27 protein-coding genes are annotated in these 14029 nt (G+C 43.1%); 2 read left to right on the top strand and 25 right to left on the bottom strand.

Annotated elements, in window-relative coordinates; genetic code table 11:
• Nucleotides 1-5: 5 nt before the first annotated feature.
• From upp to rpsJ, 24 genes are all read right to left on the bottom strand, one after another.
• On the bottom strand, nt 6-626 hold the full coding sequence (gene upp, locus A3G19_RS04270) for a uracil phosphoribosyltransferase (protein WP_015652613.1): 621 nt from the start codon (nt 624-626) through the stop codon (nt 6-8).
• A gap of 68 nt (nt 627-694) precedes the next feature.
• Nucleotides 695-913: a translation initiation factor IF-1 gene (gene infA, locus A3G19_RS04275; protein ID WP_013459075.1), complete on the bottom strand. Its 219-nt coding sequence runs from the start codon at nt 911-913 to the stop codon at nt 695-697.
• 10 nt (nt 914-923) lie between these two features.
• On the bottom strand, nt 924-1682 hold the full coding sequence (map, locus tag A3G19_RS04280; protein ID WP_015652612.1) for a type I methionyl aminopeptidase: 759 nt from the start codon (nt 1680-1682) through the stop codon (nt 924-926).
• 2 nt (nt 1683-1684) lie between these two features.
• A complete protein-coding gene (secY, locus tag A3G19_RS04285) occupies nt 1685-2947 on the bottom strand; it encodes a preprotein translocase subunit SecY (protein WP_015652611.1) in 1263 nt (420 codons plus the stop codon).
• Nucleotides 2947-3345 carry a 50S ribosomal protein L15 gene (rplO, locus tag A3G19_RS04290; RefSeq protein WP_015652610.1) on the bottom strand — a complete coding sequence of 133 codons (399 nt, stop codon included), beginning with the start codon at nt 3343-3345 and terminating at the stop codon, nt 2947-2949. Before rplO ends, secY begins: the two co-directional genes overlap by 1 nt.
• A 3-nt stretch (nt 3346-3348) precedes the next feature.
• Complete coding sequence (gene rpsE / locus A3G19_RS04295; protein WP_015652609.1) at nt 3349-3792, bottom strand: 30S ribosomal protein S5; 444 nt, start codon at nt 3790-3792, stop codon at nt 3349-3351.
• A 10-nt stretch (nt 3793-3802) separates the two neighbouring features.
• Complete coding sequence (rplR, locus tag A3G19_RS04300) at nt 3803-4159, bottom strand: 50S ribosomal protein L18 (protein ID WP_015652608.1); 357 nt, start codon at nt 4157-4159, stop codon at nt 3803-3805.
• Nucleotides 4160-4170: 11 nt separating this feature from the next.
• Nucleotides 4171-4707 carry a 50S ribosomal protein L6 gene (gene rplF, locus A3G19_RS04305; RefSeq protein ID WP_015652607.1) on the bottom strand — a complete coding sequence of 179 codons (537 nt, stop codon included), beginning with the start codon at nt 4705-4707 and terminating at the stop codon, nt 4171-4173.
• A 9-nt stretch (nt 4708-4716) separates the two neighbouring features.
• Nucleotides 4717-5112: a 30S ribosomal protein S8 gene (rpsH, locus tag A3G19_RS04310; protein ID WP_015652606.1), complete on the bottom strand. Its 396-nt coding sequence runs from the start codon at nt 5110-5112 to the stop codon at nt 4717-4719.
• Between the two features lie 42 nt (nt 5113-5154).
• On the bottom strand, nt 5155-5340 hold the full coding sequence (locus tag A3G19_RS04315; protein ID WP_015652605.1) for a type Z 30S ribosomal protein S14: 186 nt from the start codon (nt 5338-5340) through the stop codon (nt 5155-5157).
• Entirely contained in the window at nt 5340-5885 is a 546-nt protein-coding gene (gene rplE, locus A3G19_RS04320) for a 50S ribosomal protein L5 (RefSeq protein ID WP_015652604.1), read from the bottom strand. The genes A3G19_RS04315 and rplE overlap by 1 nt, the downstream gene beginning before the upstream one ends.
• Before the next feature lie 2 nt (nt 5886-5887).
• Nucleotides 5888-6118, bottom strand: a complete 231-nt coding sequence (rplX, locus tag A3G19_RS04325; protein WP_294870753.1) for a 50S ribosomal protein L24 — start codon at nt 6116-6118, stop codon at nt 5888-5890.
• A complete protein-coding gene (gene rplN / locus A3G19_RS04330; protein WP_015652602.1) occupies nt 6118-6486 on the bottom strand; it encodes a 50S ribosomal protein L14 in 369 nt (122 codons plus the stop codon). The genes rplX and rplN overlap by 1 nt, the downstream gene beginning before the upstream one ends.
• Nucleotides 6483-6734 carry a 30S ribosomal protein S17 gene (gene rpsQ / locus A3G19_RS04335; protein ID WP_013459063.1) on the bottom strand — a complete coding sequence of 84 codons (252 nt, stop codon included), beginning with the start codon at nt 6732-6734 and terminating at the stop codon, nt 6483-6485. Before rpsQ ends, rplN begins: the two co-directional genes overlap by 4 nt.
• Nucleotides 6735-6744: 10 nt before the next feature.
• Complete coding sequence (gene rpmC / locus A3G19_RS04340) at nt 6745-6930, bottom strand: 50S ribosomal protein L29 (RefSeq protein WP_015652601.1); 186 nt, start codon at nt 6928-6930, stop codon at nt 6745-6747.
• The gene (rplP, locus tag A3G19_RS04345) at nt 6917-7342 is read right to left on the bottom strand and encodes a 50S ribosomal protein L16 (protein ID WP_015652600.1); all 426 of its coding nucleotides are present in this window, start codon (nt 7340-7342) and stop codon (nt 6917-6919) included. Before rplP ends, rpmC begins: the two co-directional genes overlap by 14 nt.
• A gap of 2 nt (nt 7343-7344) precedes the next feature.
• Complete coding sequence (gene rpsC, locus A3G19_RS04350; RefSeq protein ID WP_015652599.1) at nt 7345-8055, bottom strand: 30S ribosomal protein S3; 711 nt, start codon at nt 8053-8055, stop codon at nt 7345-7347.
• A 2-nt stretch (nt 8056-8057) separates the two neighbouring features.
• Nucleotides 8058-8375 (bottom strand): 50S ribosomal protein L22, encoded by a 318-nt coding sequence (gene rplV / locus A3G19_RS04355; RefSeq protein ID WP_015652598.1) that lies wholly within the window; start codon nt 8373-8375, stop codon nt 8058-8060.
• A gap of 9 nt (nt 8376-8384) precedes the next feature.
• On the bottom strand, nt 8385-8666 hold the full coding sequence (gene rpsS / locus A3G19_RS04360; RefSeq protein WP_015652597.1) for a 30S ribosomal protein S19: 282 nt from the start codon (nt 8664-8666) through the stop codon (nt 8385-8387).
• A 3-nt stretch (nt 8667-8669) separates the two neighbouring features.
• Entirely contained in the window at nt 8670-9509 is an 840-nt protein-coding gene (gene rplB, locus A3G19_RS04365) for a 50S ribosomal protein L2 (protein ID WP_015652596.1), read from the bottom strand.
• Between the two features lies 1 nt (nt 9510).
• Nucleotides 9511-9792, bottom strand: coding sequence for a 50S ribosomal protein L23 (locus A3G19_RS04370; protein WP_015652595.1), 282 nt, complete (start codon nt 9790-9792; stop codon nt 9511-9513).
• 1 nt (nt 9793) lies between these two features.
• Nucleotides 9794-10405, bottom strand: coding sequence for a 50S ribosomal protein L4 (rplD, locus tag A3G19_RS04375; protein ID WP_015652594.1), 612 nt, complete (start codon nt 10403-10405; stop codon nt 9794-9796).
• Nucleotides 10402-10980, bottom strand: coding sequence for a 50S ribosomal protein L3 (gene rplC, locus A3G19_RS04380; RefSeq protein WP_015652593.1), 579 nt, complete (start codon nt 10978-10980; stop codon nt 10402-10404). Before rplC ends, rplD begins: the two co-directional genes overlap by 4 nt.
• A gap of 10 nt (nt 10981-10990) precedes the next feature.
• Entirely contained in the window at nt 10991-11302 is a 312-nt protein-coding gene (gene rpsJ / locus A3G19_RS04385; protein ID WP_013459053.1) for a 30S ribosomal protein S10, read from the bottom strand.
• A gap of 174 nt (nt 11303-11476) precedes the next feature.
• Between rpsJ and A3G19_RS04390 the strand changes: the two genes are divergently transcribed.
• Nucleotides 11477-12544, top strand: a complete 1068-nt coding sequence (locus A3G19_RS04390; RefSeq protein ID WP_294870755.1) for an ATP-binding protein — start codon at nt 11477-11479, stop codon at nt 12542-12544.
• Here A3G19_RS04390 and A3G19_RS04395 read toward each other — a convergent pair.
• Complete coding sequence (locus tag A3G19_RS04395) at nt 12541-13209, bottom strand: TIGR04219 family outer membrane beta-barrel protein (RefSeq protein ID WP_294870757.1); 669 nt, start codon at nt 13207-13209, stop codon at nt 12541-12543. The two genes, A3G19_RS04390 and A3G19_RS04395, sit on opposite strands and share 4 nt — an antisense overlap.
• A gap of 84 nt (nt 13210-13293) precedes the next feature.
• On the opposite strand from A3G19_RS04395, the gene A3G19_RS04400 reads away from it, so the two are divergent.
• The gene (locus A3G19_RS04400) at nt 13294-13842 is read left to right on the top strand and encodes a ribonuclease HII (protein ID WP_294870759.1); all 549 of its coding nucleotides are present in this window, start codon (nt 13294-13296) and stop codon (nt 13840-13842) included.
• Nucleotides 13843-14029 lie beyond the last annotated feature (187 nt).

A 14029-nucleotide genomic window follows, 5' to 3' on the forward strand; every position in this document is an offset into this window, starting at 1 on the left:
TCATCTCACAATGTATTGAAGGCTCGATCACCTGCATCGCCCAATCCAGGGACAATGAACTTATTTTCATCCAGCCGCTCATCAATCTGTGCTATTACAATTGTCACTTCGGGATATACCGATTCTACAGCCTTGATCCCTTCAGGCGAGGCAATGATATTCAGCGAAATCACTTTTGTTGCCCCTTTCTTCCGGACAATTTCAATAGCATCACATAAAGATCCTCCTGTTGCCACCATTGGATCGACCAAAATAACCGTTTTGCCGGTACACTCACCGACACGATCATAATAGAGATGACTTTTATGGGTCTCTTCATCTCTTTTTATCCCTAGAAAACCGGATATCGAATGATTTAACGTCTCAATAACCGCATCGTGCATCGGCAATGCAGCGCGAAGTACCGATACAACCATAATCTGCGACTCGTCAATACACTCAACGCTCTGTTCTCCTTGCCAAGAGATAATTTTTTTAGAGGATACCGGAATATTTTTAAGGGATTCATAGAGCAAAATTTTAGTAATCTCTTTCATGGTATGACGAAAAACCAAAGGGGAAAGTGTCGTATCACGAAGGGTATTAACTAAAGATTGGAGAAGGGGATGGGTTGGATGTATGTACATAATTTTTCTTTCAAAAAAGATATACCATTATAATACATAATGGGTGCCGACTGCCTAAGCAGCAGCACTCATTTATAGCGATAGGTAATTCGCCCTTTATCCAAGCTGTAGGGAGTCAGTTCGATTTTCACCGTATCACCCGGGAGAATTTTGATGTAGTGCATGCGCATTTTACCTGCGATATGACACAAAATAACATGACCATTCGGCAACTCAACACGAAACGTTGCATTGGGTAGTGCCTCAATAATCTTTCCGTCTACTTCAATGACATCATCTTTTGCCATATATATTCCTTTACGCGATTGATAATATTTCAGCTCTACCGTTGATAATCGCAACCGTATGCTCGTAATGAGAGCCTCTCAGCCCATCCGTACTCACCACATCCCAGCCATTTGCCAAAATTTTGGAGGTTCCCTCTTTGTGGCAAATCATTGGTTCCAGACAAAAAACCATTCCGTTTTTAATTTTTGGTCCTGCTTTCGCATTGGTTCCATCCATATAATTCGGGATTTCCGGTTCTTCATGCGGCTTTTTACCGATTCCATGACCGCAGAATCCACGCAAAGGGACAAATCCCCGACCGTGAATAAACTGCTCTATCTCATACGAAAGCTCTTTAAAGCGCATTCCGTCTTTGATAATGTCGATGGCAAAGTAAAGGGCATCTTTAGAACATGCAATCAATGCTTCGTCTTCAGGAGTGATCTTTCCGACTCCAAGCGAGATTGCTGCATCACCAAAATACCCCCCTTTTTTTGTCCCTACGTCAAATCCGACAATATCACCCTCACGCAAAGCGTAATCGGTTGGGATACCATGGATGATCACTTCATTAACAGAGGTACAAACGGCACTTGGAAAACCGTAAAGCCCTTTAAAAGAGGGAATGGCACCTTGGCTGCGGATATACTCCTCACCAATGGCATCAAGCTCTTTTAGGGTAATTCCCGGTTTAGTATGAGAAGCTAATAATTCCAACGTCGCACCTACGATTTGATTCGCAGCACGAAGTGAAGCTATTTCATCATTTTTGCGTAGCGCAATCGCCATTGTTACAGACCAACCGCGCTAAGGGTTTGATATTTTGACATATAAACCTGTGCTTCAATACGACGCATTGTGTCCAGAGCAACCTGAACCACGATCAATACTGCTGTCCCTCCAAAGAAGAACGGCACACCCATCGCTTTAACAATAACCCATGGCAAAGTTGCTACAAGCCCGAGATAGATGGCACCCGTAATGGTCAATCGTCCCGCCGTATCATTCAAAAACTCTTTGGTTGATTCGCCCGGACGAACACCCGGAATAAATCCACCCTGACGTTTGAGGTTATCGGAGATATCTTTTGCATTAAATACGATAGACGCATAAAAAAATGCAAAGAACACAACAAATACAAAGGTCAAAAAGTTAAAGAAATAGTGATTTGGATTAAGTACGTCCGCGATTGCTTGAACCGTCGGATTGGTACTCGATGACATAACCGTCATCGGGAACATTAAAATTGCCGAAGCAAAAATAACCGGAATAACCCCGGAGAGATTCACTTTAACCGGAATGTAATTCATAACCCGTTTGTTTTGATTTTGCATCATTGTCTTTTTCGCATAGGTAACCGGAATACGGCGTTCCCCCAGCTCAACATAAATAATGACCAAAATCGTCGCAATAATGAGGGCAATAATACCTACAAGGGATAAGAATCCCATCGCTCCGGTATTGACCATCGTTACTGCTTGAGAAATCGCACTCGGAATTGCCGAAACAATGCCGGCGAAGATGATCAAAGAGACACCGTTACCGATACCGCTTTGAGTAATCTGTTCACCGATCCACATCAACAACATAGTACCCGCCAACATCGAAACAACCGCAAGGAGCATAAAGGTTGAGTGATCAACCAAAATAGCACTGCTGCCGTCTTTTCCGGTCATACCTTGCAATCCGACACTCACACCGATCGCTTGTACAATCGTAATCGCAATAGTGGCATATCGGATAATTTGCATGTATTTCACCATACCGTCACGCTCTTTTTTCATTTGCGCTAAGTTCGGGAAAGTGGCTGCTAGGAGTTCCATAATAATTGAGGCTGTAATGTAGGGCATAATGCCAAGAGAGATAATAGATAAACGTTCTACGGCATTTCCGCTGAACATATTGAATAGACCTAACGCATCTGCCGCGTGATCATCAAAAAACGAAGCGATGACAGCTGTGTCAACACCCGGCACCGGCACGTATGCCAGTAGTCGGAAGATAAAGAGAAAACCGATCGTAATTAAGATCTTGTTTACAAGTTGTTGGTTCATTAGTTACCAGTTGTTGTAACGTTTTCGTCTTTAATTTTAGATGCTAAATCTTTAGCGCTCGCGCCAACAAGTTTAACACTTGTAACCGATTTAGCCAATCGGTGTACGCTACGGATTGTTTCCATTGTAATCTCTGAAAGTTCAGCAATTACATTTGTTTTTTCAACATTAATAATCGTTGGTTTTACAACACGTGATGTAAAACCGATTTTTGGCAAACGGCGAGCAAGTGGTTGTTGTCCACCCTCAAAGTTACGTTTTTCATTGTAACCTTTACGCGCTTTTTGACCTTTGTGACCTTTACCGGCTGTTTTACCTTGGCCACTTCCTTGGCCGCGACCAAGACGTTTTGTGCTGTGGGTTGATCCCTCAGCTGGGGTAAGATTTTCGAGTGCCATACCTTATCCTTTGATACGTGATAGTGCATCGATTGTTGCACGTACCACGGTGTTTGGATTGTTAGAACCCAAAGACTTCGTCAAGATGTCTTGGATACCAGCAAGCTCAAGTACCGGACGGGTAGCGCCACCGGCGATAACCCCTGTACCTTCAGATGCAGGTTTAAGCAAGATACGACTCGCGTTGTATTTAACTTCGATATCGTGAGCAATGGTAGTACCTTTGATCTTCACGTTAGTCAAGTTTTTGAACGCTTCGTCAACCGCTTTACGGATAGCATCGGGAACCTCTTTGGCTTTACCGACTCCGTAACCTACGGTTCCTTTTTTATTTCCTACAACTACGAGAGCAGTAAAACGAAAACGTCTACCACCCTTTACAACTTTAGTTACACGACCGATGTTTACAATCGCTTCTGAAAATTCTTCTCTATTAATCGGATTCATCCATCAGCCCTTAAAACTTGATTTCATTTGCACGAAGAGCTTCGGCAAACGCTTTTACAACACCGTGATACAAAAATCCGTTACGATCGAACGTAACTTCATTGATACCGGCATCTTTTAGGGTTTTTGCGAATACTGCCGCTGCTTTTTCAGCATCAGCTTTATTTGCTTTAAGACCCAAAGTTTTTGAGTGAACCGCCGCCAACGTTACCGCTGATTCATCATTAATCGCTTGTGCGCTGATGTAGCGGTTTGAACGAAAAATTGAGACACGTGGCAAAGTCGCGCATCCTGAAATTTTAGAGCGAATACGGCGCTTACGTTGAATACGTTTAGCCGTTTTAATTTTAAGTGTTTTACCTGTCATATCATCGCTCCTTATTTCTTAGATGTCTTACCGGCTTTACGCAGGATAGTCTCATCAGAATATTTAACACCTTTACCTTTGTACGGCTCAGGTGGACGGAATGAACGGATTACAGCTGCAATTTGTCCAATTTGTTGTTTATCGACACCTTTGATGCTGATAACGTTTTTCTCAACTGCAATGGTAACACCCGCTGGAATATCGAAATTGATATCATGGCTGTAACCAAGTTGAAGATTCAAAACATCGCCTTGAACTGCTGCACGATAACCAACACCGTTGATCTCTAGTTTTTTCTCAAAACCAGTTACCAAACCTGTAATGATGTTTGCAGCCAAAGCACGGTAAGTACCCCAGAATGCACGATCAGCGCGTTGGTCAGAGTTTGTACTAAACGTCAAAGTGTTATCTTCAAGTACTACACCACAGTTACCAAGAGTATCCAAGGTTTGAGTTGTTGCACCTTTCGTAAACGTCAATAACGTTCCATCGAGTGTCGCTGTTACATCAGCTGGGATAGAAATAGGAAGTTTTCCAATACGTGACATCTTATCTCCTTACCAAATTGTACAAAGGACTTCTCCGCCTACGCCAAGCTCGAATGCTTTATCGTTAGGAAGAACCCCTTTTGAACTACTGACAATGATGGTACCGTAACCGTTTTTGAAACGTTTAAGTTCATCTTTACCTTTGTAAATACGACGTCCCGGTTTAGAGACACGTTTTACTTCATTGATAACTGTACGACCTTTTTCGTCGTATTTTAATACTACATTGATGGTTTTTTTAACGCCGTCTTCAACAACGTTAAAGCTCTCGATGTAGCCTTTATCAGCCAAAATTGCAACAACTGCTTCTACTACTTTTGAGTGAACCAATGTTGTTACATCTAATCTACGCATAGCCGCGTTACGGATACGAGTCAACGAATCCGCGATCAAATCATTAATCATTTATATTTCCTTATCTTAGTCGTAAGTAGTATCAGGCTGGGATTACCAGCTTGACTTTCTAACGCCTGGGATTAACCCTTCGTTTGCCATTTTACGGAAGCAAACGCGACAAATTCCAAAATCACTGATGACAGAGTGTGGACGACCACAAATCTGACAACGAGTATAAGCACGAACCGCATATTTAGGTGTACGCGCCGCTTTAGCGATCATTGACTTCTTAGCCATTATTCTCTCCCTTTAGCAAACGGCATACCGATCATTTCAAGAAGCTTGAAAGCATCCTTGTCTGCAGTAGCACTTGTTACCACGGTGATGTTCATCCCGTGGATTTGCATGATTGAATCGTAATCAACTTCCGGGAAAATCAATTGCTCTGTCAAACCGAAGTTATAGTTTCCGCGACCGTCAAAACCGTTACGTGGAATACCACGGAAGTCTTTAACACGTGGAAGTGATACAGAGATCAATTTATCCATGAAATCGTACATTTGAGCACCGCGTAGTGTAACTTTAACACCAACCGGCATCCCTTCACGTACTTTAAATCCAGCAACCGATTTACGTGCAACTACTACAGATGCGCGTTGACCAGCGATGTTGCTGATCGTATCTTGGATACTTTGGATCAATTTGTTGTCTTTCATAGCAAAACCACAACCGACAGAGATCACAACTTTTTCAAGCTTAGGAATCTGCATAGCGTTAGCAATGCCAAGAGCTGATTGAAGCTCAGGCTTAAGAGCCAAATATTTATCTTTTAGTCGTGCCATGATTACGCCTCAACTTTACGGACATTTGATGCATCAACAGGCATTTCTTTGTTCAAGAATCCGCCTTGTGGATTTTGTTCGCTAGGTTTGATCGCTTTTTTCGCAACACGAACACCCTTAACGATTACTTTATTTTTCTTAGGCATAACTTGAAGCAATTCTGCTTTAGTACCTTTGTCATCACCGGCGATCACTTCTACAATGTCGCCTTTTTTGAAATTAAATTTTGCCATCATACAACCTCTGGAGCAAGTGATACGATTTTCATGAAACCTGCGTAACGAACTTCACGGCTTACTGGTCCGAAAATACGTGTACCGATTGGCTCACGTTTTTTATCAAGGATAACTGCTGCATTTTCGTCGAAACGGATCAAAGAACCGTTTTCACGGTGAACTTCTTTTTTCGTACGAACAACAACTGCTGTAACCACTTGACCTTTTTTGACCTTACCGGTTGGAGCCGCTTTTTTAACTGAAGCGATGATAACATCACCAACAGTTGCATAACGACGTTTTGAACCGCCAAGAACCTTAATACACATGATCTCTTTAGCCCCTGTGTTATCGGCTACTGCTAGACGAGTAAAACTTTGAATCATGCGTTCACCCCTTTAACAAGAGTTTTAAGACGGAACGATTTGCTTTTAGAAAGTGGACGACACTCGATCGCGATCACTTCATCACCAATGTTTAGTTGGTTGTTCTCATCATGAATCATGTATTTTTTGAAACGTTTTACCGTTTTGTGGTAACGTGGGTGCATAACACGGCGCTCAACAACGATAGTTGCTGTTTTTTCGCCGGCTTTTGTAACTACGATACCTTGAATTTCACGTTTATGTGTCATAGCTCTGCCCTTACTTCACTGCGTTCATAGCAGTGTTAATGCGTGCAATGTCTTTTTTCGCCGTGCGAAGTTCGCTCGTGTTAGTCAATTGCATCATTTTTTGCTTAATTTTCAAAGTGAAAAGCTCAATTTTTTTCTCTTTGAGCATACCTTGAAGTTCAGCAGCTGTTTTGTCGTTCAAATCAGTATATTTCATTGCTCATCTCCGCAGTTACAATTTTGGTTTTGAACGGAAGTTTTTGCATCGCAAGCGCTAATGCTTCACGTGCAAGAGTCTCTTCAACACCACCCATTTCAAAAATGATACGGCCTGGTTTGATGTTCATTACCCATTGGTCAACAGAACCTTTACCTTTACCCATACGCACTTCAAGTGGTTTGGCAGTCAATGGTTTAGCCGGGAACACGCGGATCCAGATTTTACCTTGACGTTTGATATGACGGTTTGCTGCAATACGAGCCGCTTCGATTTGGCGAGAGTTAATACGTCCCGCTTCCGTTGCTTTGAATCCGATAGAACCGAAATCAAGTTTGTTGGCATTCGTAGCGTAACCACGGTTACGCCCTTTCATCATTTTACGATATTTCGTACGTTTAGGCATCAACATGATTAGTTAGCCTTTCGTCGTGGACGACGTTGTTGATCTTCGCCACGCTCTTCTTTAGATTCTTTAGCTTCTGGTTGAATTCCTTTAGTGAGAACCTCACCTTTGAAAATCCAAACTTTGATACCGATTACACCGTAAGTGGTGTGCGCTTCTGCAAAACCGTAATCGATTTTTGCACGAAGAGTATGCAACGGTACGCGACCTTCAAGGTACCACTCAGTACGAGCGATCTCAGCACCGCCAAGACGACCTGCAACTGAAACTTTAATACCTTTAGCTCCTGCACGTTGTGCATTTTGCATAACTTTTTTCATCGCACGGCGGAAAGCAACACGTTTTTCAAGTTGAGTCGCAACGTTTTCTGCAACGAGTTGTGCAGAAGCTTGTGCTTTTTTCTCTTCTTTGATGTTAACGGCTACCGGTTTACCGATAAGGGTTTGAAGAGATTCTTTGATTTTTTCAATGTCAGAACCTTTCTTACCGATGATGATACCAGGACGAGCCGCGATGATCGTAACGCGAAGACGTTTCGCAGTACGCTCGATCACGATGTTGCTCACACCTGCGTAGTAGAGTTCTTTTTTCAAATAGGTACGGATTTTATGATCTTCACCAAGTGAAACCGCAGCTGTTTTAAAGTTAGGGAACCAACGAGATTCCCAGTTGCGGTTAATACCGAGACGAAGTCCGATAGGATTAACTTTATGACCCATAATTATTTACCCTCTACTTCTACCAAAATGTGTGCTGTCGGTTTACGGATACCAGAAGCGGTACCACGTGCACGTTGAGTGAAACGTTTCAAAACCGGACCGTTATCAACGCGGCATGATTTGATAATACAATCTTCCGCTTCGATACCGCTGTTAGCTACTGCTGACGCAACCACTTTAGCGATGATTTTTGCCGCTTTATTTGGAGTGAACTCCAACGCAGCCATTGCTTGCTCTGCATTCATTCCTTGAACTTCGCGAGCGATCAAACGAGATTTAGTCGGAGATACGCGAACGAATTTTAATAGTGCTCTTGCCATATCTCTTCCTTATTTCCCGATTTTCTTTTGTACAGAACCTTTATGGCCCTTAAACGTACGTGTTGGTGAAAATTCACCAAGTTTGTAACCAACATGGTTTTCCGTTACGAAAACCGGTACAAACTGACGGCCATTGTGGACGGTAAACGTTAAACCGATCATATCAGGCAAGATCACACTACGGCGTGACCAAGTTTTGATAGGTTTGTTGCTTTTCGTCTCTTTGGCAGCAATCACTTTTTTCATTAGGTGTCCATCAACAAATGGTCCTTTTTTTACTGATCTAGCCATTATCTACCTCTTCGGATTGGATTTACGGCGAGTAATAATAAGTCTATCACTTGCTTTCTTCTTACGTGTTTTAGCACCTTTAGTCGGTTTACCCCATGGAGTAACCGGGTGACGTCCTGAATTCGTTTTACCTTCACCACCACCATGCGGGTGATCGATAGGGTTCATCGCAGAACCACGCGTTTGAGGACGGATACCCATATGACGTGTACGACCTGCTTTACCAAGAACGATGTTGATGTACTCTTCGTTACCGACAGTACCGACAGTCGCCATACATTCACCCAAAACATAACGCATTTCACTTGATGGAAGACGTACAGATACATACTTACCTTCACGACCCATGATTTGCGCAGATGTTCCGGCTGAACGGACGATTTGTCCACCTTTACCCGGTTTAAGCTCGATATTGTGAACAGTGGTTCCCACAGGGATATTCATCAATTTCATCGCATTTCCGACTTTAATGTCCAAACCGCTCTCTGCAGCAGAGATAACATCACCTACTACCAAACCTTTAGGTTGGAGGATGTAACGTTTGTCACCGTCTACGTAGTTGATAAGAGCGATACGACAGTTACGGTACGGATCGTATTCGATTGCAGCAACAGTACCCGGAACACCGAATTTGTTACGTTTGAAATCGATAATACGGTAAAGCTTTTTAGCTCCCGCTTCTTTATGACGTGATGTGATACGACCGTTGTTGTTACGTCCCGCAGCTGCAGGGATTTTAATCAACAAAGAACGAACAGACGCTTTTGCCGTGATGTCCGAGTTATCAACGTTGGTATAGAAACGTCGGCTCGGGGTGGTTGGTTTATACGTTTTGATCGCCATATTACACCGCCAAACTATCGATTTGTGCGCCTTCTGGCAATTTCACATAAAACTTTTTAAAGTCATTTTGTTTGCCAGCAAGACCACGGAAACGTTTAACTTTTCCGCTTTGGTTTAGTGAGTTTACGCGAGCCGGAACGATTCCGAAATACTCTCTAAACACCTCTTTAAGAGCGTTCTTTGTCATACGTGGAGACGTTTGAACAACGATAACACCCTCTTCTTGAAGACCAAGGGTCTTCTCTGTATACAGGATTGATTTGATATCAGTAATATCTGCCATCTTAGCTCTCTTTAGTCAGATTTTCCCATACCGCTTTTTCGATAACCACCGAACGGTATGTCGCAGCCAAAAAGGCGTTGAGTTCATTCTCTTCTACAACATAAGTAGAAGCAATGTTACGGAATGCAAGATAGGTATTCTCATCGAGAATCTTTTTCACCAACAACGCATCACGAACATTCAATGCATTGAACAACGCCAATGCGTCTTTTGTTTTACCAGTTGGAACTTCAATCGAATCAACGATGAAAAGTTTTCCAGCAGTTGCCAAAGCATCCAACGCACATTTAAGCGCTAGTTTCTTTTGCTTTTTATTGATCTTCTGATCGTAGTTACGACCTGTGTTTGGACCATGTGCAACAGCACCGCCAACGAAGATCGGTGAACGACGTGAACCGGCACGTGCTCCACCTTTACCTTTTTGAGCCCATGGTTTTTTACCACCACCATTAATTGTCGAGCGAGTTTTAGCCGATGCAGTATCTGCACGGAGGCTCGCTTGATACGATTTAACGTACAAATAGAGGTTATGGGTATTGATACCGCTGAAGCTCTCAGGCAATGCCAATTCAGAGGCTTTTTCAAATTTTTCATTTAAGACAATAGCACTCATTGTTTAACAACCTTTACTCGACCTAATGCACCGTTTGCACCTGGGACAGCGCCCACGACAACCAATACACCGTTTTGTGCGTCAAAAGACATCACTTCGTTTTTAACAGTAACTAATTCGTTACCGTATTGACCAGACATTTTACGCCCTTTTTGGACTTTACCTGGCCATTCGCGGTTACCGATAGATCCACCAGTACGGTGAAAACGGTGACCGTGTGCGCCTGGTCCGCCGGCAAAATTCCAACGTTTCATAACGCCGGTAAAACCGCGACCTTTGGTTTTGAATGCACTTTTAACTTTTTTAGCATCCGCTAAAGGTGTCATGTCCAAATCACCGGCTTCGGTGTTAGCAACTTCCAATGTAGCGAATTTATTGAATTCAGCAGAAAGGTTATATTTCTTTTGCTGACCCTCAATCGGCTTATTGCGTGCTTTTCCTTGGCTATATGCTACGAGAGCAGTGCCATCTACTACTTCGCAAACTTTCACTTCTTTTACTTTTAAAAGAGTTACCGCTTTACTTGGTACGCCAATCGTTCGGCTCATGCCGATCTTTTCTACAATGTATTCCACACCCTACTCCTTACTTGTCCATAGAGCGAACTTCTACGTCCACTTCCGGAGCCAAGTCAAGCTTCATCAACGAATCAACTGTATCTGGCGTAGCCGACACGATGTCGATCAAACGTGCGTGCATACGGATCTCAAATTGCTCACGTGAGTCTTTATTGACGTGCGGAGATTTAAGAACCGTATATTTACGAATCTTGGTTGGCAAAGGGATCGGTCCGCGGATTTCCGCACCCGTTCGCTTTACAGCTTCAACGATAGAGGCAACTGAACGATCAAGTACACGATGATCGTACGCTCTAAGTTTTAAACGAATTTTTTCCATAATGTTTTCCTTAGATAAAAGAACTCGTCAGATCTTGTCTGACTATATAAGGCGGCGAAATTATACTGACATATCCCCTCTGGGTCAAGGATTTTAGGGGTAAAAATTGCTTTATCAGTAAAATTTACTTCCTTATAAGAAGGAAGCTATATTTTTTAGGGTATGATTTTAGGTATGAAAACTTTATTAGATGAGTACTATCGATACGATTTACATAATGTCGCCTTTATAGAACGTAAGCAATCAATCGGCGCAGAAAGTACCCTGATTTATGGGATTACCCAGTCAGGGAAAACCGCATTGATCAAAAATTATCTCCTTTCTCATAAAAAATCAACCTATCTGTATATTGATTGCAGAGACCTACGGCTGGATATTCATGAGTTGAACAGCTCCTTGGAACTATTTTGCCGCGAAAACAAGATTTCCATTTTGGCATTGGACAATTATAATGACGCTATCAAGCTCTTTGAGATCGACCAGATTATCCTCTCATCGGAGGCTTCACTTGAGCTTCCTTATTATCAAATACATCTCGAGTTGCTCGACTATGAAGAGTTTTTAGCCTTTGAAAGCAAATATGACTCTACCGCATTGAACCATTTTTTTCAGCTCGGCGGCTTTCCCTCTATGCACCGTATCGCCAGTGAAGATCGGGTTCTTTATTTGCAAAGCACTCTTATCCGTGCATTGGAGCCGATCGAATTTTCGATCCTTTCCCAAGCCTCCAAGATGGTGACACAAAAGGTCTCTGCCTTCAACCTCTACGAACGGCTCAAAGGGGAACGGAAAATTTCCAAAGACAAACTCTATTTCCATCTGCAAGCGATGTATGAGCGAGGCTATCTCAAAAGCTTATCCAAGTTTAATCACCCCAGCGCCGTCAAGAAACTCTATTTATGCGACATTGCGATCAAACATGCCCTCGTTGTCCAAAAACATTTCGGACGTCTTTTCGAGAATCTTGTTTTCTCGGAGCTGGACAAGCACCATATCGAATGCTATTATGACGAGGGGATCGATTTTTATCTCCCGCAGCGGGGTCAAATCATCATCGCTTCACCGTTTGCGAATGAGCATGCCTTGTTTAAAAAAGTAGAAGCGCTGGAGGGATTTATCGTCTCAAACCGTGTTCGTGAGGTTATCGCAGTAACGATGAATCTGGAGAGTACCCTCTCTCACCCGATCTCCCGTATCGAGATGATCCCGTTTGAGAGATGGGCTTTAGGGGATGATACTTAGAAACGGTAGTTAAAACCGACAAACGGTCCTTTAAAAGTAACATTGGTATTGGTATCAAAACGGTCTTTGATATCGAGTGATTCATATCGATACCCTGCTTGAGCTCCTAAGCCGGCAGCGATTTTCCATAAAACTTTAATTCGGGCATCGGTTAGCGAATCTCCGTTATATCCGATGTATTTGACACTTCCCTCTATACTCAGCGGGGAGAGCGGAGGAGTCAGAGCCATCCCCAAATACCCCATCGGAATCACTTCGCTAAAACTATCATTGATTGCACCTTCGATCGTGGCATCGATAATTTTAAAACTGACCCCCAGATCAATATCAACAACATTATCAAGAATTTCATAATACGGGGTAATATCTGTCTGCTCAAATGAAACTTTATTTGTACCGCCGAGCCCATCTGAACCGCTAAAGCTCGTATCCGGTGTGAGATCAACGCGTACATTCGGAAGCAAAGGGATAGGATGTTCTAAATACAGCCCCACTTGGTATCCCGACTCGTCATCACTGTTAAAACGGGTCTGGGTATTTTTATAATCAAAATCTCCGCTTGCACTCGGTGTGTAGTAATCTGCCTCGGCACCGAATCCTAAAATTGTTGCCGCTGATGCGCTGACGGACATCAAACATACGGCCAAAATGGCTGATCTAAACATATAAAGTCCTTTTTTCCAGAATGATACCCTATTTCCTATGAACGCTTGCGCTACAATATCAATCATTTTAACTATGGATAAACAATGCATCTTTGCGGAATCGATGAAGCGGGACGGGGACCTTTGGCCGGACCGCTGACTATTGCAGGAGTTATTTTACATCAACCGATATCGGGTCTAAACGACTCTAAAAAACTCACCGAAAAAAAGCGTGAAGCCCTCTTTGAGATCATTTGCGAAAACTCGGCTTACCATATCGCCCGCTTTAGCGCGGCACAAATCGATGAACTGGGACTATCGGCATGTTTGGCGACAGGGTTGCGTGAAATCATGGCGGCGTTGGGGGAAGCCGATTATCTCTATGACGGAAACTCAAAATTCGGAGTCAGCGGTCTGCGAACGATGGTCAAAGCCGATGCGACGATCCCTGAGGTAAGTGCCGCCTCGATTTTAGCGAAAGTGACACGGGACCGTGAGATGGTAGAACTCGCACCACTCTACCCGCAGTATGGATTTGAAGGACATAAAGGGTATGGAAGTGCCGCTCATATCGAAGCGATCCGCCAATACGGACATTGTGAAATTCATCGTAAAAGTTTTAAATTAAAATCGCTTCAGCCCTCGTTGTTTTAGAACCTCATCGTTATAATGTCTGGAAAAAGAGAATATTATGGTTTCACTCACCCACATAGAGGCGGCACTCGCAGCCGTCGATGCTGAAGTTAAAGCGTTGCTGTACAATCAATCGATCTCCCTGAGCGAGAAAGACGAAAAGATGCTGCCGTTATTGCGGGAGAGCAAGGTGTTAAAACAGACGTAT

The organism is Sulfuricurvum sp. RIFCSPLOWO2_12_FULL_43_24, from assembly GCF_001829605.1.
Classification (GTDB): Bacteria; Campylobacterota; Campylobacteria; order Campylobacterales; family Sulfurimonadaceae; genus Sulfuricurvum.

What these genes read in the sequence shown, in the direction of transcription:
- map (WP_015652612.1), bottom strand. Translation starts at nt 1,682, where the DNA reads ATGGCGATTGCGCTACGCAAAAATGATGAAATAGCTTCACTTCGTGCT.
- rplF (WP_015652607.1), bottom strand. Translation starts at nt 4,707, where the DNA reads ATGTCACGTATTGGAAAACTTCCTATTTCTATCCCAGCTGATGTAACA.
- rpsS (WP_015652597.1), bottom strand. Translation starts at nt 8,666, where the DNA reads ATGGCTAGATCAGTAAAAAAAGGACCATTTGTTGATGGACACCTAATG.
- rplB (WP_015652596.1), bottom strand. Translation starts at nt 9,509, where the DNA reads ATGGCGATCAAAACGTATAAACCAACCACCCCGAGCCGACGTTTCTAT.
- rpmC (WP_015652601.1), bottom strand. Translation starts at nt 6,930, where the DNA reads ATGAAATATACTGATTTGAACGACAAAACAGCTGCTGAACTTCAAGGT.
- rpsJ (WP_013459053.1), bottom strand. Translation starts at nt 11,302, where the DNA reads ATGGAAAAAATTCGTTTAAAACTTAGAGCGTACGATCATCGTGTACTT.
- A3G19_RS04395 (WP_294870757.1), bottom strand. Translation starts at nt 13,209, where the DNA reads ATGTTTAGATCAGCCATTTTGGCCGTATGTTTGATGTCCGTCAGCGCA.
- infA (WP_013459075.1), bottom strand. Translation starts at nt 913, where the DNA reads ATGGCAAAAGATGATGTCATTGAAGTAGACGGAAAGATTATTGAGGCA.
- rpsE (WP_015652609.1), bottom strand. Translation starts at nt 3,792, where the DNA reads ATGAATCCGATTAATAGAGAAGAATTTTCAGAAGCGATTGTAAACATC.
- rplR (WP_015652608.1), bottom strand. Translation starts at nt 4,159, where the DNA reads ATGACAGGTAAAACACTTAAAATTAAAACGGCTAAACGTATTCAACGT.
- A3G19_RS04400 (WP_294870759.1), top strand. Translation starts at nt 13,294, where the DNA reads ATGCATCTTTGCGGAATCGATGAAGCGGGACGGGGACCTTTGGCCGGA.
- rplO (WP_015652610.1), bottom strand. Translation starts at nt 3,345, where the DNA reads ATGGCACTCGAAAATCTTACCCCAGCTGAGGGATCAACCCACAGCACA.
- rplD (WP_015652594.1), bottom strand. Translation starts at nt 10,405, where the DNA reads ATGAGTGCTATTGTCTTAAATGAAAAATTTGAAAAAGCCTCTGAATTG.
- rpsH (WP_015652606.1), bottom strand. Translation starts at nt 5,112, where the DNA reads ATGATTAATGATTTGATCGCGGATTCGTTGACTCGTATCCGTAACGCG.
- rplN (WP_015652602.1), bottom strand. Translation starts at nt 6,486, where the DNA reads ATGATTCAAAGTTTTACTCGTCTAGCAGTAGCCGATAACACAGGGGCT.
- A3G19_RS04390 (WP_294870755.1), top strand. Translation starts at nt 11,477, where the DNA reads ATGAAAACTTTATTAGATGAGTACTATCGATACGATTTACATAATGTC.
- A3G19_RS04315 (WP_015652605.1), bottom strand. Translation starts at nt 5,340, where the DNA reads ATGGCTAAGAAGTCAATGATCGCTAAAGCGGCGCGTACACCTAAATAT.
- rplV (WP_015652598.1), bottom strand. Translation starts at nt 8,375, where the DNA reads ATGGCAAGAGCACTATTAAAATTCGTTCGCGTATCTCCGACTAAATCT.
- rplE (WP_015652604.1), bottom strand. Translation starts at nt 5,885, where the DNA reads ATGGCACGACTAAAAGATAAATATTTGGCTCTTAAGCCTGAGCTTCAA.
- rpsC (WP_015652599.1), bottom strand. Translation starts at nt 8,055, where the DNA reads ATGGGTCATAAAGTTAATCCTATCGGACTTCGTCTCGGTATTAACCGC.
- upp (WP_015652613.1), bottom strand. Translation starts at nt 626, where the DNA reads ATGTACATACATCCAACCCATCCCCTTCTCCAATCTTTAGTTAATACC.
- rplX (WP_294870753.1), bottom strand. Translation starts at nt 6,118, where the DNA reads ATGGCAAAATTTAATTTCAAAAAAGGCGACATTGTAGAAGTGATCGCC.
- rpsQ (WP_013459063.1), bottom strand. Translation starts at nt 6,734, where the DNA reads ATGACACATAAACGTGAAATTCAAGGTATCGTAGTTACAAAAGCCGGC.
- A3G19_RS04370 (WP_015652595.1), bottom strand. Translation starts at nt 9,792, where the DNA reads ATGGCAGATATTACTGATATCAAATCAATCCTGTATACAGAGAAGACC.
- secY (WP_015652611.1), bottom strand. Translation starts at nt 2,947, where the DNA reads ATGAACCAACAACTTGTAAACAAGATCTTAATTACGATCGGTTTTCTC.
- rplP (WP_015652600.1), bottom strand. Translation starts at nt 7,342, where the DNA reads ATGTTGATGCCTAAACGTACGAAATATCGTAAAATGATGAAAGGGCGT.